The sequence below is a fragment of the Enterococcus songbeiensis genome, from assembly GCF_005405265.1.
GTDB classification, from domain to species: Bacteria; Bacillota; Bacilli; order Lactobacillales; family Enterococcaceae; genus Enterococcus_C; species Enterococcus_C songbeiensis.
On the sequence record NZ_BJDS01000002.1, the window covers coordinates 220,056 to 243,188 of the forward strand.

Sequence of the window (23,133 nt, forward strand, 5' to 3'; positions counted from 1 at the left end):
TCCTTTGCTTTTTCACAAATAAAAATTTAGAAAACTTCTGTTAAACGATGGCTTGTTGCATCCAACGCTCGTGGGTGATGGCGTGAATCGCCACATCCAGAATTTCCCCTTTACGGATTCCGGCAGAGGCAAGGACTCCTTCTTGCTTCATCCCAATTTTTTCCATCACCCGCTTGGACGCCTGATTCCGAACATCCCGCAAAGCAAAAATCCGTGCCAGATTCATTTCTTCAAAGCCCAATTTCAACAAGACTTGCGCTGCTTCCGGCACGTAGCCTTTTCCCCAATAGGTTTTGTTCAGTACATAGCCAAGTTCGGCGGCACTTTTTTTGACCCGCAGATCAATCGTCCCAATCAATTTTCCCGAACCAGGTTCTTCAATGCCATATTTGCCAAAAGGAGCCGCCATAAAATACGTAGCAATGGCTTTTCTCGTGTCTACAAGCGTTTGGTGGGCCAAAAAAACAAAACGAGTGGTTTCTTCGTCACCGGCATAGGCAAACATGTCTTGGGCATCTGCCAATGTTACTGGACGCAGGCGCAGACGTGGTGTCACTATTTCCTGATGCTCTGCAAAAACCAATGCCCTATTTTCTTCTTGTTCCATAAATTTTCACACCTGCTTTCCTTGTAAATACAATGCCTCGACTGTCAGAGCCGGCCATTTTTCCGCCGTTTCTTCAAAAATATCTTCGGATAAGACAATGAAATCCGCCGATTGTCCGACTGTCAGTTTTCCAGTGGCCGTTGTCGGAACAATTGCTGCCGCAGCCGTTGTATAAAGTCCCAGAGCTTCTCGTAAAGAGAGACGCTCCTCCTGATTTAAGTCTTCACCCTTTGCTCCTTTGCGGGTCACTGCCGCAGTTAAACTCGTCAATACATCATCCGGCGCCAGCCATGCAGTTGCCGGAGCATCGGAAGAAAGTGCGGTTGGAATGCCGCTTTTTTTCATACTCTTTAACCGATACGTTTCCCGCAACCGTTTGGTGTCTAAGTTTTGAGAATAAGACGCATATTCTGCATACAAAAAAATAATTTGTGTGACAAAGGCAAAATTCATTTTTGCGTTGGCAAATGCTGCCAATAGTTCATCGGATAATAGCGTGGCATGTTCAATTCGAACGGAAGGAATCGCAAGCCAAGGTTCTTTTTTTCCTAACGTATCTAAAATCAACTGAAGAGAAGCATCTCCCATCGCATGAATCGCAATTTGGCAATGATTGGCTTTGGCAAAATCATAGGCATTAAGTAAATCTTCCTTCGTGTTGATGGTAAAACCAGTCGTTTCTGAATTTTTAAAGGGTTCCTTCATATGGGCAGTTTGGTTGGAAATCGTGCCGTCCATAAAAAGTTTGATTCCTGCCACATGAACCTGAGGATGGGTAGCTTGCGGCAGGTTTCCGTTTTTCACCTCATCCCAGGAATAATACAAATAAACTGTTTGTGGCAGGCCTTGACGACACGCCTCACTATAAATCTCACCGTAATCAAACGGCTGGCGTAAACTGATCATATCGGAAATCACACCAATTCCTCGCTGCCGGTAATGGCTGCCCAACTGTAAGGTACGAGCAACTGCCGCCTCAAACGTCTCCTGATTTTTGACTTTTTTGATCAATTGACTAGCACCATTTTCAATCATGACCCCATTGGGCGTGCCGTCTGCAAACCGCCCAATCTTGCCTCCAATCGGCTCCGGTGTTTCCTGTGTGATTCCCGCCAACTGCAATGCTGCAGAATTGACGACACAAGAATGGCAGTCAGAACGCATCACATAGACCGGCTGTGTCAAGGAGACTTGATCCAAATCGTGGCAAGTTGGCGTACGTCCTTCGGCTAATTTTGATTCGTCATATCCCCAGCCTTCAATCCAGCCACTTTGATTGGGGGAAGCCTCTTTTAAGGCAGCGATCATTGCCTTGATACTAGTCACATTCGGCGGTGTGCATGCTACCTCGTTTAAGGTTTCACTGAGCCAAAGGGGGTGCGTGTGGATATCCCAAAAACTCGGTAAAACCGTTTTTCCTTGCAGATCAATTACTTCATCTGCCGCAGCTTTCGGCTGATTTCCCAGCCAGATCACTTTCCCGTTTCCCACCATCATCGCTGAAACAAAACCTTCTTCTTGATAAATTTTGCCGTTGATAAATAGCTGCATAAAAGAAAATCTCCTTCTTGGCTTTTTCTTTCATTATACTGAAAGCAGAAAAAAACTCACGTCTCATCCCTTATTTCTGTCATTAAACTCCGATGGAAATCATGGTATAATAAAGTATCTGAATGAGAGGGGGAAGAAAATGGCTGAAGATCAGTTGCAACAGCATTTAGATAAGGGACGGTATGGCGCACCTTTAGTCAAACCCGAAGAACAGCACAAATACATGGGAACTTTTCGTGAACGCTGCTACCTTAGCATGACCATCGCCGAAATGAAAAAGAAAACAAACCAAGAGAAATTGGTGCTTGAATTGGACAAACACCAAGATGTCACGATTCTTTTAAATGGACAGCTCCCGGCTACTCTACAAGGAGAATACATCCAATTAGCAACCAAACATCAAGCCAAGTTTACGATCGTCAATGACGTGGACAACAAGCCCGACTCTTTCGGTTTGCTGCTCACCGCCAAAGAAGCGGTCAATGAACCAGAGATCGATGTGGAGAAAAAATATCCAGAAGAACCCGTGAAGGAAACGGAGCCGGAAGACCCCGACAAAGAAAGTTTTTGGAAAAAATTGTTTCACTAATGTCAGGAGGAATTTGTATGCCCAGCTATACGGTTTTAAAAGAAGAATTGTTGAAAGCGCTTGACACTCACATTGATATTTTGAAAGACGTTTCTACTATCGATTCAGAGCATTTGGACGGAATTACTTTCATGATGCGCAGCTTCGGTTTCATGCTTGACCGCGCACCAAAAGTTTTGCAAGAAGAAGACCCGGAAGAAATGAATTACCTGATGTTTCAATATTACAGCTTGTTGACGGAGCTGAAATACAACCTTGCTTTGAATTTTTCTTACGCCCAGCTGAATCATAAAAGTCTATTGGCGATCGTCAATGATTTTCCAACTACTTATGAAAAAGAAATGAAGCAATGGTGGGAATCCTTGACTGGTCTGGAAGTGGAAGAAACCAAGCAAACCATTGAAATCAAAAGTTTTGAATTTTAAAAAAATCCTTTGTCAGTCGCCGGTTGGAAATGGCGCCTAACAAAGTATTTTTTTTTAATTTATTTCTGGAAAGAGAAAATTCAGAACCTTCAGCGTTAATCGTTGTCCTTTACCAGCATAAGGATACACGTGCATATGCATCGCCGGATTAAAGTTGGCTTCGATAATTCCGTAAGCCTGCTTTTCATTTGCCGGACGGGTTTTATCTGGGATCACTAGGTCGATACCGCTGATTTTCGCCCCCAGTGCGTTGACGGCGGCTACAGCGATTTGTTTGTAATCGTTAGAAAATTCGTCGGTGACATCGATGGAATCTCCACCCGTAGAAACATTGGAGTTTTCCCGCAGATAGACCACGACCTCTTTTTCCGGTATGCTCTCTGGGGTGTAGCCTTGCGCTTTTAACATCAGCTTCTCGACTTCTCCTAATTTGATTAATTCCAGCGGTGCCCGGTGATTCGTCCCCCGCAATGGATCCCGATTTTTTTCTGCCACCAATTCCGCGATGGTTTGCTTACCGTCCCCCACAATATTGGCGGGTACCCGCAGCATAATTCCCTGAACTTTGCCATCTAAAACAAAGAAACGATACTCTGTTCCCGGCAAAAATTCCTCCACTAAAATTGCGCGGTCTTCCGCAAAAGCAATCGCAACCGCCGTTTCATAATCTTCTTCACTGACTCCGTCTTTGAAAATCGAAATTCCCAAACCATAATTCGTCGATTTTGGCTTCACTACGATTCCTTGCTTGGCAAAACGGGGATAGGCCCGCAAAGCTTCTTGCTTCTCCGTGAACTCTTCTCCCTCCGGCACTCGAAAACCGGCTTGTGCCAACACTTTTTTCGTCACCGTTTTATTAGCCATCATCAATGGAACGACATAGCGGTCCTTGCTAGTCATATTGGCATTTTTGACATATTCCACATGCTCGGCAAACTGCAACTTCAAAAATTGATCCTGTTCGTCTAAAACTTCAACGAGAACTCCCTTTTGAATCCCATCAAACATAAAAATTTGTGTAGACAATTCCATTTGTCGAAATCCTGCCAGCTGATAAGGTTTTTTCCAGGCATTTTCATGGTTTTGCTTTGCTAAAGCGGTGGCTACTGCCGTTTGTGATGTTTCTTGGCTGGCATGGTACAAAGCTGCCGCCAGTGTTTGACTAGGGTCTTGCAGGGCTTCCTCCATAAATTGGAAAAAATCAGCCTTCAACGGTAAATGCAGTGCCGCTGCCATTTGTTTCATCTCAGAAAGAATCTGTTGCCCTTCTGCCAAATATTCAGTCGCCGAAGCGGGATGTTCCAATGCGACGCGATTATTTCTTTCATTGCCTTCTGCAACCCATTCATCGGCAGTTTTTTCTTCTTCCTTCCACAACATGAAAAGCATAAAAATGTGTAGAAAATCTACCTGCTCCTGATCGATTCCATAAGGGGCAAAGGGATTTAGGTCGATGTTTCGCAATTCAATATAGCGAATACCGGTCTCTTTCAAATCGGCAACTTTTTTTCCCCCACGCAAACGAACCGGTGCATAAAATTCTTTTTCCTCCGAAAGTTTGCCTTCTTCCACCATTTGCGCAATATTTTCTAAATAGGTCGGCAAACTACTGTAAGAAACTTGTACATTCTCATGATTGGTATATCCATACTCACTGCTGCGAATACTGCGAACAGGTTCTTTGGGACCATCCTTTAAGAAATAACGGGCTTCGCTTACCGGCGATGCGCCGTATAAATAAGTAATCAGCCAACGATAACGCAAATAATTACGGGTTACCCGTAAATACAACTCCGTCTTAAACGCTTCACATTCGCTGATTTCTGTCTGCTGGTCAAAAAGCGCCATGATCAGCTTTTCGGCAAATTCAAAATTGAAGTGGATGCCGCTGACCATTTGCTTGCGCCGACCATATTCTTTTGCCAGATATCGACGATACAGCACGTCTTCAAAAGCATCCAGTTTTGCCAAAATAATTGCTTCTTCTTTTTCCGGCAATGCTGGCGGCATACTCAAAGGCCAAAGCATCTCAGACATAGAACGATAGGCGACATCATGGATTGCTGCCAACCAGCGCATCAATTCGCTGGAAGACGTAGCGACCGGAGTAATCAGCTCCATTTGTGTTTCAGCAAAATCAGTTTGGATATACGGGTGATACGAACGATTACCCAAGATTTGCGGATGGTCGGTCGTTGCCAAATTTCCCTCTAGATCGATTCGCTGACTTTCCTTTTCTACACCAAACCGTGCTTGCAGCAGGTAGGGTTGGACGAATTCATTTTTTAATAGTTGTTGATAATTCATATATTTGCATCCTTCGCTGACTTCTTTTGCTCACCGCTGCTCATTTTTTCTGTGCAAAGGGAACATTCCCTCACAGTATAGAGGAAAAAAACGAGAAACAAAACGGAATTGCTCAAGATTTTTTTATCTAAGTTGTTCCCATTCTACCATAAAATAAAAAGGAGCAACCCAGTGTTTTGATAGAAAAAGCAATGGTATGAAAAAACACCTCCTTCTCCAAACAACGAAAAATCGTCTTGGAAAAGAAAGTGTCCTGCTTATTCGTCTTGCAACAATCCTTTAAACAGCCCAACGACAAATTCATTGGGATCAAAAGGTTCTAAATCGTCGATTCCTTCTCCCAGACCAACTAATTTGACCGGCAGATGCAATTCGTTACGAATCGCCAACACGATGCCGCCTTTTGCGGTTCCGTCCAATTTAGTCAAAACCAGTCCAGTAACATCGGTGGTTTCTTTAAACTGCTTTGCTTGAACCATCGCATTTTGTCCCGTGGTGGCGTCTAACACCAGCAAAACTTCATGGGGGGCTTCCGGAATTTCCCGTTGGATCACCCGTTTGATTTTTTCTAGTTCATTCATCAGATTGATTTTGTTTTGCAAACGTCCCGCTGTATCTACCAGCAAAACATCCGCCTGCTGTGCCTGAGCTTTTTTGATTGCGTCAAAAACAACGGCTGCCGGATCACCGCCGGCTTTTCCACGGACAACTTCTACATTGGCCCGTTCTCCCCAGACTACCAGCTGATCGATCGCACCGGCACGAAATGTATCGGCTGCTGCCAGCAACACTTTTTTGCCTTCCTGCTTGTATTGATGGGCCAATTTCCCGATGCTGGTCGTTTTCCCTACGCCATTGACACCAACAAACAGCATGACTGTCAATCCTTCTGGCTGCAGATTCAGGTCGTTTACTTCATTCACACCTTCTGCTTCATACAAATCAACCAGTTTTTCAATGATTGCATTTTGGATTTCTCCCGGCTTCTTCGCATTCCGCAGCTTGACTTCCTGCCGCAATGATTCGCTGATTTTGATGGCTGTCTCAAAACCGACATCCGCACCAATCAACGTCTCTTCTAATTCTTCAAAAAAATCCTCATCGACTGTCCGAAAATTGGCAAACAGTTCATTCATTCGTTCGCCAAAGGTTTTTCGGCTTTTTTCCAGTCCTTTGTCGTATTTTTCCTGAACCGCATCTTGCTCTTCCACCGATTCTGTCGTTTCGCCGGTAAAAGCTTTTTTGATCTTGTCAAAAAATCCCATGAGACCCCTCCTATTTTAGGATAAAATTTCTTCTGCTTTATTCAGTACATAATTTTCAATAGCTAAAGCAACTCCGTCGGCTTCGTTGGAAGCTGTGACGATTGTTGCTGCTTCTTTCACGATTGGCACCGCATTATCCATCGCCACTCCGATGCCGGCATACTGGATCATCGGCAAGTCATTTTCTTCATCCCCAATCGCCATTACTTCGGCTTGTTGAATGCCCAAATCTTTTGCCAACAAAGCAATTCCATAGGCTTTGGTGATTCCCTTTGGCATGAATTCCAACAAATTGTTCCGGGTTTTGATGATTTCATAGGCTTCCCGAAAAGCTGCCGGAATTTTTTTGATCTGTTCATCTAAAAATTCTTGGTGATAGGCAATGACTGCTTTGTTGTACAGTCGATTTTCCGTTAAATCGGCGATTTCACACGGACGACAATCCAACAACGGATTCAGTGAACCGTAAATCGATGGATGGTTGGTGGATGTCGGCAAATTCAAGACGATTTCATCCGACAACACATCCAAAGACAGATCCAATTTTTCTGCTAAAGTGATTAAATGCTGCACATCTGCTAGTTGCAGTGCCGCTTTTTCCATTACTTCACCAGTATCATTTTTTTGGACAAGCCCGCCGTTAAAGGTGATGCTGTAATCTCCGGCATCCTTTAAATTCAATTCTTCCAAATAAGGACGAATCGCCCGCAATGGCCGTCCGGTACAAATCACGACTTTGATTCCCCGCGCTTTAGCTTGGGCCAAGATTCGCCGATTTTTTTCCGATATTTTTTTCTCATTATTCAATAAAGTGCCATCTAAATCGATAGCGATCAATTTAATCAATTAACTTACTCCCTTTTGCTGGATTTTTCCGCCTTCATTGACTTCTTCCAACCGAACCGAAACGATCCGGGAAACCCCAGACTCTTGCATCGTCACTCCGTACAACACATTTGCAGCTTCCATCGTTCCTTTACGGTGAGTTACCACGATAAACTGCGTGTCATTTTGAAACTCACTGAGGTAGCGACCAAACCGATTGACATTGGCCTCATCCAGTGCCGCTTCCACTTCATCCAAGACACAAAACGGAACTGGACGTACCTGAATAATTGAAAACAGCAAAGCAATTGCCGTCAACGCTCGTTCGCCACCGGAAAGCAGACTTAAATTCTGCAATTTTTTCCCTGGAGGCTGAGCTTCAATCTCAATACCGGTATTCAACAAATCAGTCGGATCAGTCAACAACAGCTCTGCCCGACCGCCGCCAAACATATTGGGAAAAACTTCCTTGAACTTTTGACGAATACCAGCAAAAACCTCTGCAAAGCGGATTTTAACTTCCTCATCCATTTCCGACATCGTATCAAACAATTGATCCTTTGCCGCTACGAGATCGTCCCGCTGACTGGTCAAAAATTCATGACGTTCGGCAACCTGCTGATACTGCTCAATGGCGTTGAGATTGACTGGTCCCAACCCTTCGATTTCCTGTTTTAATTGTTTAATTTCCTGTTTGATGCTTGCTTTTTCCGCTAAAGAATAGCTTGGATAGGCAGCAGCTGCAGCTTCAAAGGTCAAACTGTATTCCTCTTGTAAATAATGCAGCAGATTGTCCAATAAAACATCGGAACGGCTTTTCTTCACTTCCGCCTGCGTTTTTTGTGACAAAAGTTGCTTTTGCAGTTGATGTTGTTGACTAATTTTTTCGTCTGTCTCGCTGATTTTCACTTGGATCAATCGCCGGTCTTGTTGCCGTTGCGTCAGTTCTGTTTGAATTTCGTCCCTTTTTTCTCGAAGGGATTGGACTTGTTTGTCCAGCGATTCTTCCGTCACTTCATGACTGGAAACATCCATCGTCAAGGCTTGCAGTTGACTTTTTAAGACTTTCTCCCGCTGTTCGGTTTCCCCAAGACGTTCCTCGTTGCTTTCCAACTGTTGGCGAAGATGAGCAATCTGTTCTTTAGCAACTGCCATTTCAGCACGTAGTTTGGCTAATTTTTGACTGGTTTCCAATCGTTTTTCTTCAATCAGATCTTCTTGCGCACTAAGCTGCTGGATTTCTTGATTGATGGCTTCGCGCTGTGCTTCTACTTTTTTTTGCCGTTGCAGATAATCAGTCTTTTGTTCCCCATATTCGGCTAAAAAGAGCTGGATTTCACGATTTTCAAACGCAAATGCCGCTTGTTCTTTTTCCAGTCGTGCCAATTCGTGGGTCACGTTTTGCACTTGATTTTCCAGTTCTTGTTCCTTCAGACGGGCCGTTTCACCTGTCGTCCGCAAAACTTCCACCTGAGTTTGGTTTTCCTTGGCTTTTTTTTCAAAACGCTGCACTTGTTTTTCTGTCGTTTGCAGTCGTTGTTCAAAACTAGCGACCTGCTCGATCAAAAGCTGCAATTCGTTGGTTTGGGTAAATAAACTGCTCTGCCCTTTTTTATTGGTTCCCCCGGTCATCGACCCGCCGGCATTCATGACGTCTCCTTCCAAAGACACCACCCGATAGCGATAATGAACAGCTCTTGCCAAAGCATTTGCACTGGCTAAATCTTCGGCAATCAGTACACTCCCCAACAAATTTTCGCAGATTTTTTGCAATTCATCCGACACCTGCACCAAGTCACTGGCAACCCCCAGATAACCGGCGACACTGGCAGCTTGATTTTCCACTGCCGCAGAAACTTTACGAGATTGAATCGTCGTCATCGGTAAAAAGGTCGCTCGACCACCTCGTTGCTGTTTTAAAAACGTGATTCCGTTACGGGCATCCGCTTCTTTTTCAACAACGATATGCTGTGCCGCACCACCCAGTGCCGTTTCGATGGCTGTGGTATACGCAGTGGGTACCTCAATCAATTCCGCCACCGCCCCCACGATTCCAGTAAGTTGTTCTTTATGTTTCAGGACGTAGCGAACGCCTTGATAAAAGCCTGCATAACTTTCCTGAATCTCCTGCAGGCTCTTTTGTTTCCCCCGTGCCTGTTGTAACTGGCTCATCAGCTGATACATCTTTTTTTGTTCCTCAGCAAATTGCTGTTGAGACTGTTTAGCAGCCTCCTGTAGTTGAAGGTATCGACTGCGCTGCTCCTTCAGGGTTTGTTTCGCCGACTGCAATGCGGTCTGTGTTTGTTGCTGTTGTTGACGGAATTCTTTGATTGTTGCCGTCAGTTGTTCTTGTTTTTTTACCGCCTGCTGATTTTTCGCAGTTTCTTGCAAATATTGTCGTTCTAAATGCTTCAATTCATTACCGACATTCGCATGTTCCTGCATTTTTTCTACATACTGCCCGCGTAATTCTTCGATGACTTCCTTCGTCGATTTCTGATACTTCTCAAATTCCGTTTGCATCTGCAACGTTTGTTCTTCTAGTAACTGAAATTCCCGATTTTTTTCCGACATCTGATGGATTAAGGTCGTCTTGCTTTCAGACAGTTGGTCAAAACGCTCTTGATTTTCCGCCAAAGCGGTTTGGTATTCCTGTGAACTCTTTTGTGTATGCTTTGACCGTTCAAGGAGAACTTCCCGCTGTCCCTCTGCTTGTTTTAATGCTTCGGTTAAATGCAGTAACTGCTGATTGGCTTCCTCTAACCATTCGTCCAATTGTGTCCGTTTCCATCGCTGTACTTGAACCTGTTCTTCCCCCGTTTTCAAAACAGCGGCAAGATGGTCAAGCTCTTGATCCACTGTTGCCAGCGCCTCAGTTGCCTGCTCCCAGTCTGCCTTGCTTTCCTTGATTTCTGTTACCGTAAAGGCAACATCTACCTTCGTCAGTGCTGCTTTTAAACGCAGAAATTCCTTGGCTGAGCGGCTTTGTTCTGCCAACGGTGCCAGTTGTTCTTCCAGCTCATAGATGATGTCTTGCACCCGACTAAGATTGTCTTCGGTTTCAAACAACTTCTGTTCCGCTTTTTTCTTTCGTTGCTTATATTTCAAGACTCCGGCGGCTTCTTCAAAAATTCCCCGCCGATCCTCTGGTTTGCTGCTGAAAATTGCTTCGACCTTTCCTTGTGAAATAATCGAAAAGGATTCCTTGCCCAATCCTGAATCCATAAATAAATCTTGGATATCCTTTAACCGGCAGCTTTGTTTGTTGATAAAAAAATCACTTTCTCCCGTTCGGCGTAATCGGCGGGTCACGCTGATCTCCGTATAATCCATCGGCAAATAGTGATCACTATTATCTAAAATGACAGTCACTTCCGCAAAATTCAGCGGCTTACGGGAATCGGAGCCGGCAAAAATAATATCCGGCATCTTTCCTCCCCGTAAACTTTTAGCAGATTGCTCTCCTAAAACCCAGCGAATCGCTTCCGTGATATTGCTTTTTCCGCTACCATTCGGACCGACGACGGCTGTAACACTATTTTCAAAATCAATGGCTGTTCGATCCGCAAAAGATTTGAATCCGGCAATTTCAATTCGCTTTAAATACACGAAAGCTTCCTGCTCCTTTCCTTACCCAAGATGTGCCAGAGCGTTTGCTGCAGCATCTTGTTCCGCTAATTTCTTTGATTTTCCTTGGCCTTGACCAATTAATTTTCCGTCACAATAAACTTCTGTCCCAAAAATTCGTTCGTGTGCAGGACCATCCTCTTTGATTAAACGATAATCAATCACGACATCCCCTGATTTTTGAAGAACTTCTTGCAACCGCGTTTTGTAATCCATCTCATGTGAAAAAGCACCTGCTTGAACTTTAGGAAAAACTACGACTTCCAGGAATTTTTTTACGGTTTCCAAATCTTGATCCAAGTACAATGCACCTAGAAAAGATTCAAATAGATCACATAACAAGGAAGGACGTGTGCGCCCACCGGAAATTTCTTCTCCCTTGCCTAATTTGATATACGAATCAAAATTGCATTCCCGCGCAAATTGCGACAAACTTTCTTCCCGAACGATGGCTGCCCGTAATTTTGTCAACTTTCCTTCCGGCAGCGGCAATTCGCGATAAAGATATTGCGAAACCAATAATTCCAATACTGCGTCGCCTAAAAATTCTAAACGTTCGTTATCTGACAATTGCAAATGACGATGCTCATTCACATAAGATGAATGGGTAAAGGCTTGTTCCAATAAATTGACATCGTGAAAAACGATGCCGAACTTTTCTTTTAGTTCTGTTGTCAACTGGTTATCCATGAATCACAGTCCTTTGATTTTTATTCGACACTCTCCTATTATACTGATTTTTCGCCATTTAGGAAATGTTTCAAGAAAGAATTCCCCCGTCTAAAGGAAAACTTTCTTATCTCGTCGAAACAAAAAAGATAGGTCTGCGGGTAAATGGCAGAACTACCTTTTTTGAAAGGGTGTTTAATTAGTTTTTTATTTTAATTTCAAAATAACCAAAACTGTTTGGAGCAACGTCTAAATTAACTGTCTCTGAAAGATCAATTTTTTCAGTCACTTCGCCTGCTAAATCAGTTTTAAAAATTTCACTGACCTTATTCGTTACATTAAACAACGCCAAACTACCCAATTGATTGGAATAATTTTTGATAAATAATTGGATAGAATCTTCTGATATCTTTTCAACTGACAGAATACTTACATTTGTACAGTCGACTTCCAATGGTAGTTGAGGAATCTCGTCTGTAGACGACCAAGAATATTCTATCGGATTACTTGCAGCATCCCCTAATTCTATTTGTTCTGTTTTGATATATTTAGTAAATGGTTTGATTATAAAATCATGTTCGATTTCATTATCATCTGTAGCAGAAAAATTAGTATCCCAGTAATTGTTATACAACCAAGACAAGAATAGCGGATGAGTTGTTCTATCAATACTCTTGCTTTCTCTTCCAAAAGAAAATCCATTCACTTGCATTAATGGGGCATCTGAACTCGCAAAGTATAATCCTTTATTTTTATCATAAAAGGCTGCACTATTACCAATTGTTACCCAATCTTTGCTCACAGCACCTAATTGTTCATCATCTAATTCATATAAAGTATCTGCTGATTCAAACACAGCTTGCCAATTCTTTTGTAGTGTCGTAGGAATTGTTAAATAATGCGCTACTGGTTCACTATAAGAATTTCTCTTGATACGCATGCTTATTTTAACAGTTCCATCAAAATCGTTAAGCGTTATTTTTCTTTTCACCCAAGATATGCTTGGATGTGCTCCATCTTGGATTGTTTCTACAACAAGTTTCCCATCTGATTGATAAGCAAAGGTTTGTGTCTTTCCAATAAAAGATGCTCTCTTCCCCTCCCACTGGTGGTTCCATACACTGATTGAATAGTTTGCCAACTCAATGTCTCGTGGGAAAAATGTTGCTCTTTCTGCTTTGTTTTTCGTCTCATCAATTGTTTCTACAACAAGATCGAAAAATCCATATTTGCTAGAGTCAACTAACTCTTCTTTGAGATCTTTAGAGAACAAGCTTTTAATTGAGCCGGTTTTTCCATCAACAACCAGTTTATAGTGATTTGTTTGATATTCAGCTGTTGAAATAACCATTTCTTTCTTTAAGCTTTTTTTCTTAAATTCATCCACTGGAATCGCAATCGTTTCATACGGTGCTAATTTCAGTGAAGGACCATACAAATATTCCGATTCCTTTTCACCATGTAAATAGATATTTGATTTGAAAGAGGATAGGTATGGTGTATTATCTAGTAAATATTGAGGTATTTTAGCTTCTTGAACTTGTACATGGGAGGATGTATTTGTCGCCGTGATAAATTTGATTTCCTCGTTTTGGTCCTCTACATGGTGGTATTGGTCAACTATTTTATTGAGAATGTATGCACTTTGAGATAAAGCATCAAAACAATAACCAGCTTTTTTATTTTTGCCGATAACAGCTTGCAACGAAAAAGAATCTGTCACTGAATTCGCAGCACCCCAAGTATGTTCATTGTAGATCAGCGCATTCAATAATGCGGATTTTTTTACTCGTTGATAATGATTGGTCACCTTATTAGAAAAAGCCTCAAACAAATTAGCTTTTTTAATATTTTGATTTGCTACTTTACTATATTTGACTTCATATGGTGTGCTTCCTGCCCCAAAATTCCAGAAGTCTGTCCAATCACCTTTTACAGATTCAATTTCATCAGTTCTTGATAAGAATTTCTTGAGCATCTCCGGTGTAATAAATTCAATTTGATACTCTTCTACCGTTTTATTAAATTCAGTTATTAGATCAAATAGACCAAAGTCGGGTGAATTGTTGTCTAATAGTGGTGGATTTGTTGCGGTTAAAATAACAAAATCCTTTTGGTAGTTTTTTTTATCAAGGTGATCGATATATTTTTCGAGTCCACTCTTCATAAGAGAAACGTCTCGTTTATCAGTTTCCATAAATTGACTAAAAAGAGAGTAATGTTCTCCTAAAAAACTAAGTAATTTTCTTCCACTTGGTGCTTCCCAATAGAATTCTTTCGGTCTCGAAAACGGAATTCCTCCAAAGTGAATGTTTTCTCCCGTCAAATAAAAGTCTACACCCGAATCCAGTAATATATCCGCAAAAGACCACGCCTGTCCATTAATGTCATGATTGATCGCAGTAGTAATTTTACAATCCAGTTTGTCTTCCACCACTTTTTTATATTCCAGCAATTTTTTTAATTGAAAGGCATCATTGAGTGGGGTTGTATGCATAGGCAATGCAGTAATCGAAAGCAAATTGTTCTTAACCAATTGTTTTACTTGATTAATTTCTTTTATTGTTGCATTTGCTAGCCAATTTACTAATGGCAAAGTTGCTTCTATCGTCCACCGAAAAGGATGTTCTTCCTCTTTATACTTTTCACATAACTCAATTGCTTGAGAAATATAATCTTCTTGATGTTCCAATATTAATTCTTGAGGATGCGTATAGCCTAAGTCAAAGTGACTGTGATGAATGCAATAAATCTTTTTAATTTTACTCATGCTTTATTTTTTCTCCATTCTTATTTATCCTTTAACTGCTCCGTTCATAAAACCAGAAAGAACTTTTCTAGAAAAAATTACGAATATAATCAAGATGGGAATCGTTGATAATACTGATGCTGCCAATGCACTATCCATATTATTAAACAGATTATTTGTATACTTAACAACTAAGAGTGGGACTGTTTTCTTAGTATCCGTTTGTAAAAATATCAGTGGTATAAAAAATTGATTCCATATGTTTACTGAACTAATAATACATACAGAGAAAACAACTGGTCGTGCCATCGGAAACATAATTTTCCAAAAAATCTTCAACTCGCCAGCACCATCTAATGTAGCAGCTTCATAGAGTTCATCGGGTAATTTACTGAAAAATTCTGTCAACATCAAAACAGGCATGCTGATCGCTGTTCCCAAAATTAAAATTACACTTGTATATGAGTCCATCAATCCAACATTTTTAATTAATAAAAAGATTGGAACTATCCCTAACTGGACTGGGAACATCATACCTACAAGAAAGAAAACACGTAAAAATCGATTTCCTTTAAATCTATATCTTCCCAATCCGTATGCGACAAAAGATGAAAGAAGCACAAGTAGGATGACTGAAAAAAACAGAATAATAAGACTGTTAAAGAAATATTTTTCAAAATGATCATTAACAAATAACTTAATATAGTTTTGAATAGTAAATCCTTTAGGTAGTCCTAACGTGTTGGTCATAAAATCGGCTTTATTCCGGAATGAATTGTAGAGAAGGTATCCCAATATAAAAATGATAAACGCAGAAGCCAACCACATGACACCATTGACAATTTTTTCAACTACTCCTTTGTGTTTAACCATTTTTTTCATCCTTTCTCATTACAAAATACATTTGCAAGGTTGCTACTACAAAAATAATCAAGAACAGCACTACTGCAATCGTCGTACCCATCCCCATAGAATTTTCTGACAGATTTCCGCCCAAAGGATTGTTGTCTCCAAAGGCAATCCGATAGAAGAATAGACTTACAACATCAACACTTCCATCAACACCACCAGAAACACCGCCCAAAATGTAACTATAATCGAAAATAGTCATAGCAGTTATATATGAAATCAACCCTAAGTTCAAAATTGTATTTTTGATTTGAGGAATGACAATTAGCCAAAGTCTTCTCCAATATCCAGCTCCTTCCATATAAGCAGCCTCGATACTATCTTCAGAAACCATATTCATTGCAGCGATAAAATACATCATTCCTACACCAAAACCGGCCCATGAAATCATTAACCATATCACATAAATACCGATACTGGGCATTCCCAACCAAGGTTGAGCTAAGAAGCTCAAACCAATCTTATTTAGAAATTCATTTACCAAACCAATATTAGAATCCAGTAACAACGTGAATAGAAAGACTATTACAGGGGTTGAAATAAACTGTGGCGAAAAAAGAACTGTCCGTAAAACATTGTGTCCTCTAGTTTTGGAATAAATCATATAAGCAAATATTATCTGTAAGGGTATCATGATTAAAATAGTCAGAATAAAGATGATCAAACTATTTTTTAGAGCATTTACTAGTTGGTTTAGAAGCACGGGATTAGAAAATAGCTCTTTGTAGTTATTCAATCCAACAAATACTTGTTTTCCGATGCCGTTCCATCTGAAAAAACTGATCTTTGCTGCTGAAATAATTGGATAAATTACAAAGAGACAATAAAATAGAAATCCCGGAGCAATAAACCATAAATATGATCTTTTTTGTTTCATAGTCGTTCATCCTCGTTTATTTTTCTAATTCTGCTTTTAATAATTCAACCGCTTGATCTGGAGTAATTTTTCCTTGCATTAAATCAGGTAAGATTGAAGTCAATAACAAGTCTTGAGGTTTTGATGTTTCAGTAGCAACCTGCGACAACCGATGATAAATATTCTCCCCAACCTCATCAAAAGAAGCCATTTTTGAAACTTTTTCATCTTTAGGATCGATATCATCAAGCAATGGAACTTCTCCGGTAGCATCTTCAATGATTTGTTGTGCTTCTTTACTATTCAAAAATTCAATATATTTAGTTGCTTCTTTAGGGTGTTTCGTCTTCTTAGAAATAGCATACGTATTGATGTTGTTTGGTCCACTTTGTGCATAGGTCTTTCCATCCGTCCCCGGTAAAATAAAGGTATCCACATTTAGACCACTTTCAAAGTAAGCTTTACTATTCCATGTACCATCAGGAATAATCGCTGCTTTTCCGTTCGTAAACAATAATTTAGCACCATTTCCATCTGTGGAGACAAAATCTTTCCCAAAGATACCTTCTTTACTATAGTTATAGAAATTATCAAACGTTTGTTTCAACTCTTCAAAAGAAGCAGTTGTTTTATCATCTACTATGCTAAGAATATCTTTATTTGCCAAGGCTGCCGCTGTTGCTTGAATATACCAATAACGATCAAAGTCGCCATTTCCGCCAAGTGCAATCGGTGTAACTTCCGTTTCCGCAAGCTTTTGTGCTGCTGCATCAAATTCATCCCATGTGGTCGGTACCTTGATATCATATTTCTTAAATAGATCCACATTGTAATAGAAAGTAACATACGAAATAAAGGAAGGTAGCGAACTATAAATTTTTCCATTTACCGTTGCATAGTCGATCGATTCTTGTGGGAAACGATCATAGTTTTGATCTTCAATTGGTAAAATATAGCCTTCTTTTGCCATTTCTTCCATTTTTGTTGATTTATTTCCTTGTACCCAAAATAAATCCGGTAATGAATCTGATTGAAGAGCCACATTGATTGAATCTAAAGTACCTGAATATTGATAATTTATTTTAATATCTGGATTCTTCTTCATGAACTCTTCATTTATTTTTGTAAATGATTCTTCCTGTATAGCTTGGTTATCGGCATCTCCCCAGACGGTCAACTCAACCTGATCTTTGCTGCTATTGGAACTACCACAACCTGCTAAAGCCAATACACCTAAAACTCCTACAATAAGTTTAGTAAAGTTTTTCATCCTTCTTTTCCTCCTATTTATCTAAAATAAACAAACCTTCCAGTGTCCTTAACGTCGTATCTTCGCTGATTCTCACTGTGATTTTTTGATTTTCTTTTTCTAGTACATGAATCAGTGAGTCTTTAAAATAATTGAAACTTTTGCTTATTTGTCCGCCAAGCACTATTTCATCTGGACAGAAGCTTGAAACAAAGGGTGAGATTGCTTCTCCGACCGTACTTCCAAAATCATTAAAAACTTCTAAAGCAGCAGAAGTGTCTTCCTCTGCTTGTTTAAATAATTCAGCTCCAGTCAAATTATTGAAATAGTAATGCTGAATAATCTTCTTTAACCCTCTGGCTGACACATAATCATCAATAATGCTATCTTTAAATGGCTGATTATAAATCATACCTATTTCAGGTATCCCTTTTGTACCAGCAACAACTTTTTTATTTTCAATAAAGGTGGAACCTAACCCAGTTCCTAGCGTAAAATAGGCGCCTTTTTTTACCCCAGAATAATGATTCTCACCAAAAGCAAAGGCTTCGGCATCATTTTTGAAAAAAATCATTGCGTGCTTAATTTTTCTGTTTTCTTCTTTTTGTTGTATTTTTTTGAATTCCTGTAATAAATTGATCTTGTACAATGAAGCAAACTTTCCTAGTCCTTTAATCAAACTGATCCCATTCTCGTAATCAAAGGGGCCTGGAAATGCTACTGCGATCTTTTCTACATACCAGTCATTCTCATCATAATTAAAAAGCAAATCCGAAAATACATACTCAAAATTTTCTACTATTTTTTCCTTCGATAATTCTGATTTTGCTGGATAATAATGGATTTCTGTATATTTATTTTCAAACTCGGTTGAAAATAAAGCTCCTTTGATATATGTTCCCCCAACATCCAGGCAAATTGATACTTTTTTCATCTAATCATCCTCTATCTAATGTACGCTTTCATTACCTTGCAAGGTTTATTCTCGTCATCTGGAGTGAGAATAAATTCCTTGATTGCCTCTGGGATAATGAACGTTTCCCCGTAAAAAACTTCAAACGGTTTAAAATCATCTTTTGGTGAAGTGATGATGATCCGCTCTCCTTCAACCAAATTAAGCATATTGACACTACCAGCTGTTGACTGAAGGATTGGTTTATCAAATGTCAGCCGACGGGTTTCGATAGCTTCTAATTCATGCAATCCTGTTTTTTCTTCTGTAAAAGTTTCTTCTTCATGAAGTATGGTGATTGCATTAAATAGTTCTTTTCTTGCAAATGTTTCATCGAACTTTTCATTGATAACATGTTTTCCATGATCAATAGCAATTGGTCGTGGCTTTCCGTCTAAATCCGTTCTTCCCCAATCCCATAGTTTAAAAGTGAAACGATTTGGTGTAGAGCTGATTTCTAAAACGACACAGTTTCTTCCGCTTGAATGAACCGTTCCCGCCGGAATCAACAAATGGTCATGCTTTTTCACCGGAAACTTGTTTACGAATTTTTCCGTATCAAAACTCCCTGATTCTTGTGCTGCCTCAAGGGAAGCAACCAACTCATCTCTCTCCGTTTGATCCTTCACTCCAAGATACACACAAGCATCGTCTTTACAATCCAAAATATAGTAACTTTCATCTTGAGTATACTTGGCACCAAATTTTCTATAGGCATAATCAATTGTCGGATGAACCTGTAAACTTAAATTTTGCCCATTCATTGTATCCAAGAAATCAAATCTAATAGGAAAATCTCGTCCGTATCTACCGAACACTCGATTGCCCAATAATTTTTCGGGATACATATTCACTAAGACCTGAGCCGGCATTTCAACTTCGACACCATTGATATTAGCAATAATACTATTTTCCTCTGGGACACCATCAAAACTCCAAGCAAGATTTATTTTATCTTGACCAACAGAAAATTTTTCCTGCATCCAATCTCCACCCCAAATTCCCGGATCAAAATAAGGAACCAAGCGAAATGGTTGTTTGGTAAATGTTAAGACCGCCGTTCTTAAATCTTCTGTTCTAATCAACTTAGGTCTGTCGCTAACTGTGGCATCAATATAATATTCACTCTTGTCTAACAAATAACTTCTTCTATAATCACCTGCAGGCCAATCAAAATAATACGCTCGTTTCAACTTCTCAGAGAAGCCTTCTTCTCTGTAGCCCATCCAATTGTTTAATCCTTTTTTATATCTTAGTTGAACCTCCCAACGTGTGATATCTGCATAAATAAGGGTATCATAGTGAATAATATCGGCTGCTCCCACGCCTATTACGATAACGTTTTCATCTATCGACTGAAGAAAGGGGTGCTCTTTAATTTTTTTGAAATCAAAAAACTCATTAAAATCCTTGTGGGAAAAGCGACCAAAAGACTGATCTTCTGTCAAATCATCCTGAATAATTGTAAAAATCTTTTGTTTTGAAAGAAACAAATTATCAGTATCAATCACTTTATACTCCGAGTAGTGTGTTTGGATTTCGTCAATAAAAATTTTTTTGTCTACTCCTGGATAGGTTTCAATGGCGATTCGTTTTCTATGCCCCATTTTCAATAATTCAGAAAAAATTGCTTTCTCTCCAATTGTTACTTCTAAAGATGTTGGTACTTCTACATTAGGACGTAATCTATACATAATTTTTCTCCTTGTATCTTTGTTATGACAATAGTATAATACTATTGTAAATCGCTTACAACAGTATTATGTGTACATTTTTAAACCTTGATACGTCTACATTTTCAGTTAATGTCATAACATTAGGAGGGCATATGAGAACTACAGCTGAACCATTATACATTCAAATTGCTGAAGAAATGCGACATAATATTCGCATCGGAAAATGGAGTGAAGGAAAAAAAATCCCTACAGAATTTGAACTTTGCGATGTTTTTCATGTTAGTCGAATCACTATAAGAAAAGCCGTTGAAGAATTAGTCCGAGAAAATCTGTTGACTCGAAAAAAAGCTGTAGGTACTTTTGTCAAACATAGAAAATTGCTTGATGATAGTCAAAATTATACAATTGTCAAAAGCTTTACTAAAGAAATGCTAGAATTAGGTATCCGCATTGAGACCTTAAAAGTGAATGTTATCGTTTCACATGCTGATTATACGATCGCTAACTTTCTAAAAATTTCACCGGGCGAAAAAATTATCATTCTAAAAAGATTACGTGGCATCAAAAATAAACCTATTGGGTACTTTATTACTTATTTCAAATATGAAGAGTTCTTTTCATTAGATATCAATAATTACAAAGAGTCATTTTATGAATACTTGAATTCACTGGGAATAAATATCACGAATAATAGTGAAGTTGTAGAAGCAATTCTTCCAACAAAAGAAATTTCAAGTATTCTAAAAGTCAGCAGCAGTACACCCATTCTAAGAAGATGTCGTTTTACTTCAGATGCGCATCACCATTTCTATGAATACACAGAATGTTATTATATCGGCAGTGAATACAAATACTTCATCGATTTTACTGCCTAACCCTATAAATAAAAAAACAAGATAGGAGTTATACCATGACCCAATCCATTTTTGATCACATAGCAGAAAACTACGATACACCTGACAGAATTGCACTCGCTAATGTAATTGCAAAAAAAGTTAAAGAGAATTTGAAAGAAACAACAGACAAAACCATGATTGACTACGGCAGCGGGACTGGCTTAGTCGGATTACAATTGACAGAGCAAGTCCACTCACTACTGCTTTTAGATGCTTCCGAAAAGATGACTAGCATTGCAAAAAAGAAGCTCGCACAGCAAAGTTTTCCTAACGTTCAAGCGCAAACGATTGATCTAACAAAAGAAAACAGTCCTGTAAAAACGAATATTCTTCTCGTTTCTCTTGTATTACTTCATATTCCTGACACAAAGCAGATTTTACAAAAATTTTATGATACTTTAGAAAACAACGGGCGTTTGCTGATTGTTGATTTTGTAAAAAATGAAGCAATTCAGCATCCATTAGTTCATAACGGTTTTTCTCAGGACGAATTAAAAACCCAGCTGCAATCAACTGGGTTCCACTCTCACTCTATTCAATACGATGTTTTTCACCAGGGTGATTCTCTCTTTATGAATCAAGCTGCATCTGTCTTTTTGGCAGAAGCCGTAAAATAAAAAAGGCTGTTGAAATGACCCGCAAAAAAAAGTTGGACCAAAAAGCTAACTTAGAGGGTTACTATAAATACAACTTTCCGAAGCTTCTATAAAACAAAATCATTTTTATTTACTATGTTTTTTAATAAAGCCGACTATTCATTCTATTTTAGATATTGCGAAGCTTCCTTTTCTATGTCAAAATGGTTATATGTTATTTAATTCGTTTTTAGAAAGAGGTTCCCGTGTCTGAAAAACAAAACATCAAAAAATTTTTACTGCAATCGATTGTCGCTGGCAGTTTATATGGTAGCTTTGCCCTTGCCTTTGGCTTGCTCGCCCAGGCAAATGTCTTGCTTTTAGATGGTAGTTACACGCTGATTGGTGTGGCCATGTCCTTGATTACACTTTACGTTGCAAAATATATCGAGAAACAAGATTTTGACAAATTTCCTTTTGGTAAGGAATCCTTGATGCCATTGATTATCTTTGTCCAATACAGCATTGTTTTGATCATTTCGCTTTACGGTGTCATGGGAGCGGTCAATACCCTGCTGCATCCCCCACTTACCGCTAATTTGTCGGTTGGTTTATTTTTTTCCTTATTTGGAACTCTCTACTGTTTTGCTTTTTGGTCTCGTTTCAAAAATCAAAAAAATAGCCATCCCTTTTTTAAATTAGAGATGGAACAATGGCGTTTTGCTTTCTTTTTTAGTCTGGGAGTTTTTTCTTCTTTTCTTTTGTCTGAACTTTTTTCCCTTGTTGGTCTGTCTGCAATCGGTAGGTATATTGACCCTATTTTTGCTCTCTTGATTACTATTGCCTTTATCCTCAAAGCAATCCAAGAGCTGAAAAAAGCCATTTTGGAGTTAACTTCTGCTACACCAAAAAAAGTTCTACGGGAAAAACTGCACCAGCTGATCGACAGCCGCCTACAAAAAGAAGATATCGACTCTTACCTTTTACGAACTGCAAAAGTCGGCAATCAGTTGATCGTTGAATTGGATGTAATCATTCAGCCTGATTCCTTTTTGGATACCGTGACTCAGCAGGATCATTTACGAAAAAATCTTCTTCAACTGGTGGAAACAGCCGCCGCTGATTGGAAGCTTTGGCTAAATGTCAATTTTACCGCCGACGTCCGTTGGGCAATCGGAGAAGAAAAGGCAAACTGATCGACTAAAAATCCTTTTCACTGCCAGCTATCAAAAAATGAACACAGCAGTAGTTAGGAGAACTCGTCCACGTGTCAAAGGTTTCTATTTCGGGGTACGAACGGGGAGGATCGCAGCCCAGACCGCGAAACGTGGTTCTGTTGCAAAGTTTTAAATAAAGAATAAAATCCCTTACGGTATCTATGATTTAAGCTGGGATTCCCAATAATA

General features: G+C 39.6%; 19 protein-coding genes. 6 read left to right on the forward strand and 13 right to left on the reverse strand.

Going from position 1 to position 23,133, the window contains the following annotated elements; genetic code table 11:
• Window positions 1-40: 40 nt before the first annotated feature.
• Window positions 41-607: a GNAT family N-acetyltransferase gene (locus tag FFM66_RS01765; protein ID WP_137604853.1), complete on the reverse strand. Its 567-nt coding sequence runs from the start codon at window positions 605-607 to the stop codon at window positions 41-43.
• A 6-nt stretch (window positions 608-613) separates the two neighbouring features.
• Window positions 614-2,158, reverse strand: coding sequence for an amidohydrolase (locus FFM66_RS01770; protein WP_137604854.1), 1,545 nt, complete (start codon window positions 2,156-2,158; stop codon window positions 614-616).
• Between the two features lie 139 nt (window positions 2,159-2,297).
• Here FFM66_RS01770 and FFM66_RS01775 point away from each other — a divergent pair, with 139 nt between their 5' ends.
• Together FFM66_RS01775 and FFM66_RS01780 are read left to right on the forward strand one after the other, a co-directional pair.
• Complete coding sequence (locus FFM66_RS01775; RefSeq protein ID WP_048604530.1) at window positions 2,298-2,747, forward strand: YueI family protein; 450 nt, start codon at window positions 2,298-2,300, stop codon at window positions 2,745-2,747.
• Between the two features lie 17 nt (window positions 2,748-2,764).
• Window positions 2,765-3,172 (forward strand): hypothetical protein, encoded by a 408-nt coding sequence (locus tag FFM66_RS01780; protein WP_048604531.1) that lies wholly within the window; start codon window positions 2,765-2,767, stop codon window positions 3,170-3,172.
• Window positions 3,173-3,226: 54 nt separating this feature from the next.
• Here the strand turns inward: FFM66_RS01780 and gshAB are convergent, their stop codons facing one another.
• The 11 genes from gshAB to FFM66_RS01835 form a co-directional block, all read right to left on the reverse strand.
• Window positions 3,227-5,479 carry a bifunctional glutamate--cysteine ligase GshA/glutathione synthetase GshB gene (gshAB, locus tag FFM66_RS01785; RefSeq protein ID WP_137604855.1) on the reverse strand — a complete coding sequence of 751 codons (2,253 nt, stop codon included), beginning with the start codon at window positions 5,477-5,479 and terminating at the stop codon, window positions 3,227-3,229.
• 257 nt (window positions 5,480-5,736) lie between these two features.
• Window positions 5,737-6,744 (reverse strand): signal recognition particle-docking protein FtsY, encoded by a 1,008-nt coding sequence (gene ftsY / locus FFM66_RS01790; protein ID WP_137604856.1) that lies wholly within the window; start codon window positions 6,742-6,744, stop codon window positions 5,737-5,739.
• 15 nt (window positions 6,745-6,759) lie between these two features.
• Window positions 6,760-7,590: a Cof-type HAD-IIB family hydrolase gene (locus FFM66_RS01795; protein ID WP_048604534.1), complete on the reverse strand. Its 831-nt coding sequence runs from the start codon at window positions 7,588-7,590 to the stop codon at window positions 6,760-6,762.
• Entirely contained in the window at window positions 7,591-11,178 is a 3,588-nt protein-coding gene (gene smc, locus FFM66_RS01800; protein WP_137604857.1) for a chromosome segregation protein SMC, read from the reverse strand. It abuts the gene before it with no gap.
• 21 nt (window positions 11,179-11,199) lie between these two features.
• On the reverse strand, window positions 11,200-11,886 hold the full coding sequence (gene rnc / locus FFM66_RS01805; protein WP_048604536.1) for a ribonuclease III: 687 nt from the start codon (window positions 11,884-11,886) through the stop codon (window positions 11,200-11,202).
• A 178-nt stretch (window positions 11,887-12,064) separates the two neighbouring features.
• Window positions 12,065-14,635, reverse strand: coding sequence for a glycoside hydrolase family 38 N-terminal domain-containing protein (locus FFM66_RS01810; protein WP_137604858.1), 2,571 nt, complete (start codon window positions 14,633-14,635; stop codon window positions 12,065-12,067).
• 24 nt (window positions 14,636-14,659) lie between these two features.
• Entirely contained in the window at window positions 14,660-15,487 is an 828-nt protein-coding gene (locus tag FFM66_RS01815) for a carbohydrate ABC transporter permease (RefSeq protein WP_171000773.1), read from the reverse strand.
• Entirely contained in the window at window positions 15,480-16,400 is a 921-nt protein-coding gene (locus FFM66_RS01820; RefSeq protein WP_048604539.1) for a carbohydrate ABC transporter permease, read from the reverse strand. The genes FFM66_RS01815 and FFM66_RS01820 overlap by 8 nt, the downstream gene beginning before the upstream one ends.
• 16 nt (window positions 16,401-16,416) lie before the next feature.
• Window positions 16,417-17,649, reverse strand: a complete 1,233-nt coding sequence (locus FFM66_RS01825) for an ABC transporter substrate-binding protein (protein WP_137604860.1) — start codon at window positions 17,647-17,649, stop codon at window positions 16,417-16,419.
• 13 nt (window positions 17,650-17,662) lie between these two features.
• A complete protein-coding gene (locus FFM66_RS01830; RefSeq protein WP_048604541.1) occupies window positions 17,663-18,562 on the reverse strand; it encodes an ROK family protein in 900 nt (299 codons plus the stop codon).
• 11 nt (window positions 18,563-18,573) lie between these two features.
• The gene (locus FFM66_RS01835) at window positions 18,574-20,274 is read right to left on the reverse strand and encodes a class I mannose-6-phosphate isomerase (RefSeq protein ID WP_048604542.1); all 1,701 of its coding nucleotides are present in this window, start codon (window positions 20,272-20,274) and stop codon (window positions 18,574-18,576) included.
• A 134-nt stretch (window positions 20,275-20,408) separates the two neighbouring features.
• Here FFM66_RS01835 and FFM66_RS01840 point away from each other — a divergent pair, with 134 nt between their 5' ends.
• The 4 genes from FFM66_RS01840 to FFM66_RS11520 all read left to right on the forward strand — a co-directional run bounded on the left by FFM66_RS01840 (window position 20,409) and on the right by FFM66_RS11520 (window position 23,081).
• Complete coding sequence (locus FFM66_RS01840) at window positions 20,409-21,131, forward strand: GntR family transcriptional regulator (RefSeq protein WP_048604543.1); 723 nt, start codon at window positions 20,409-20,411, stop codon at window positions 21,129-21,131.
• Between the two features lie 35 nt (window positions 21,132-21,166).
• Complete coding sequence (locus tag FFM66_RS01845) at window positions 21,167-21,769, forward strand: class I SAM-dependent DNA methyltransferase (protein ID WP_137604861.1); 603 nt, start codon at window positions 21,167-21,169, stop codon at window positions 21,767-21,769.
• A 224-nt stretch (window positions 21,770-21,993) separates the two neighbouring features.
• Window positions 21,994-22,923: a cation efflux transmembrane domain-containing protein gene (locus FFM66_RS01850; RefSeq protein ID WP_137604862.1), complete on the forward strand. Its 930-nt coding sequence runs from the start codon at window positions 21,994-21,996 to the stop codon at window positions 22,921-22,923.
• A 71-nt stretch (window positions 22,924-22,994) separates the two neighbouring features.
• Window positions 22,995-23,081, forward strand: a complete 87-nt coding sequence (locus FFM66_RS11520) for a hypothetical protein (protein WP_371851506.1) — start codon at window positions 22,995-22,997, stop codon at window positions 23,079-23,081.
• The last annotated feature ends 52 nt before the right edge of the window (window positions 23,082-23,133 follow it).

Bases quoted from the DNA above. Each gene is read 5' to 3' on its own strand.
- FFM66_RS01765 (WP_137604853.1), bottom strand. From the start codon at position 607: ATGGAACAAGAAGAAAATAGGGCATTGGTTTTTGCAGAGCATCAGGAA.
- FFM66_RS01770 (WP_137604854.1), bottom strand. From the start codon at position 2,158: ATGCAGCTATTTATCAACGGCAAAATTTATCAAGAAGAAGGTTTTGTT.
- FFM66_RS01775 (WP_048604530.1), top strand. From the start codon at position 2,298: ATGGCTGAAGATCAGTTGCAACAGCATTTAGATAAGGGACGGTATGGC.
- FFM66_RS01780 (WP_048604531.1), top strand. From the start codon at position 2,765: ATGCCCAGCTATACGGTTTTAAAAGAAGAATTGTTGAAAGCGCTTGAC.
- gshAB (WP_137604855.1), bottom strand. From the start codon at position 5,479: ATGAATTATCAACAACTATTAAAAAATGAATTCGTCCAACCCTACCTG.
- ftsY (WP_137604856.1), bottom strand. From the start codon at position 6,744: ATGGGATTTTTTGACAAGATCAAAAAAGCTTTTACCGGCGAAACGACA.
- rnc (WP_048604536.1), bottom strand. From the start codon at position 11,886: ATGGATAACCAGTTGACAACAGAACTAAAAGAAAAGTTCGGCATCGTT.
- FFM66_RS01810 (WP_137604858.1), bottom strand. From the start codon at position 14,635: ATGAGTAAAATTAAAAAGATTTATTGCATTCATCACAGTCACTTTGAC.
- FFM66_RS01815 (WP_171000773.1), bottom strand. From the start codon at position 15,487: ATGGTTAAACACAAAGGAGTAGTTGAAAAAATTGTCAATGGTGTCATG.
- FFM66_RS01820 (WP_048604539.1), bottom strand. From the start codon at position 16,400: ATGAAACAAAAAAGATCATATTTATGGTTTATTGCTCCGGGATTTCTA.
- FFM66_RS01825 (WP_137604860.1), bottom strand. From the start codon at position 17,649: ATGAAAAACTTTACTAAACTTATTGTAGGAGTTTTAGGTGTATTGGCT.
- FFM66_RS01830 (WP_048604541.1), bottom strand. From the start codon at position 18,562: ATGAAAAAAGTATCAATTTGCCTGGATGTTGGGGGAACATATATCAAA.
- FFM66_RS01835 (WP_048604542.1), bottom strand. From the start codon at position 20,274: ATGTATAGATTACGTCCTAATGTAGAAGTACCAACATCTTTAGAAGTA.
- FFM66_RS01840 (WP_048604543.1), top strand. From the start codon at position 20,409: ATGAGAACTACAGCTGAACCATTATACATTCAAATTGCTGAAGAAATG.
- FFM66_RS01845 (WP_137604861.1), top strand. From the start codon at position 21,167: ATGACCCAATCCATTTTTGATCACATAGCAGAAAACTACGATACACCT.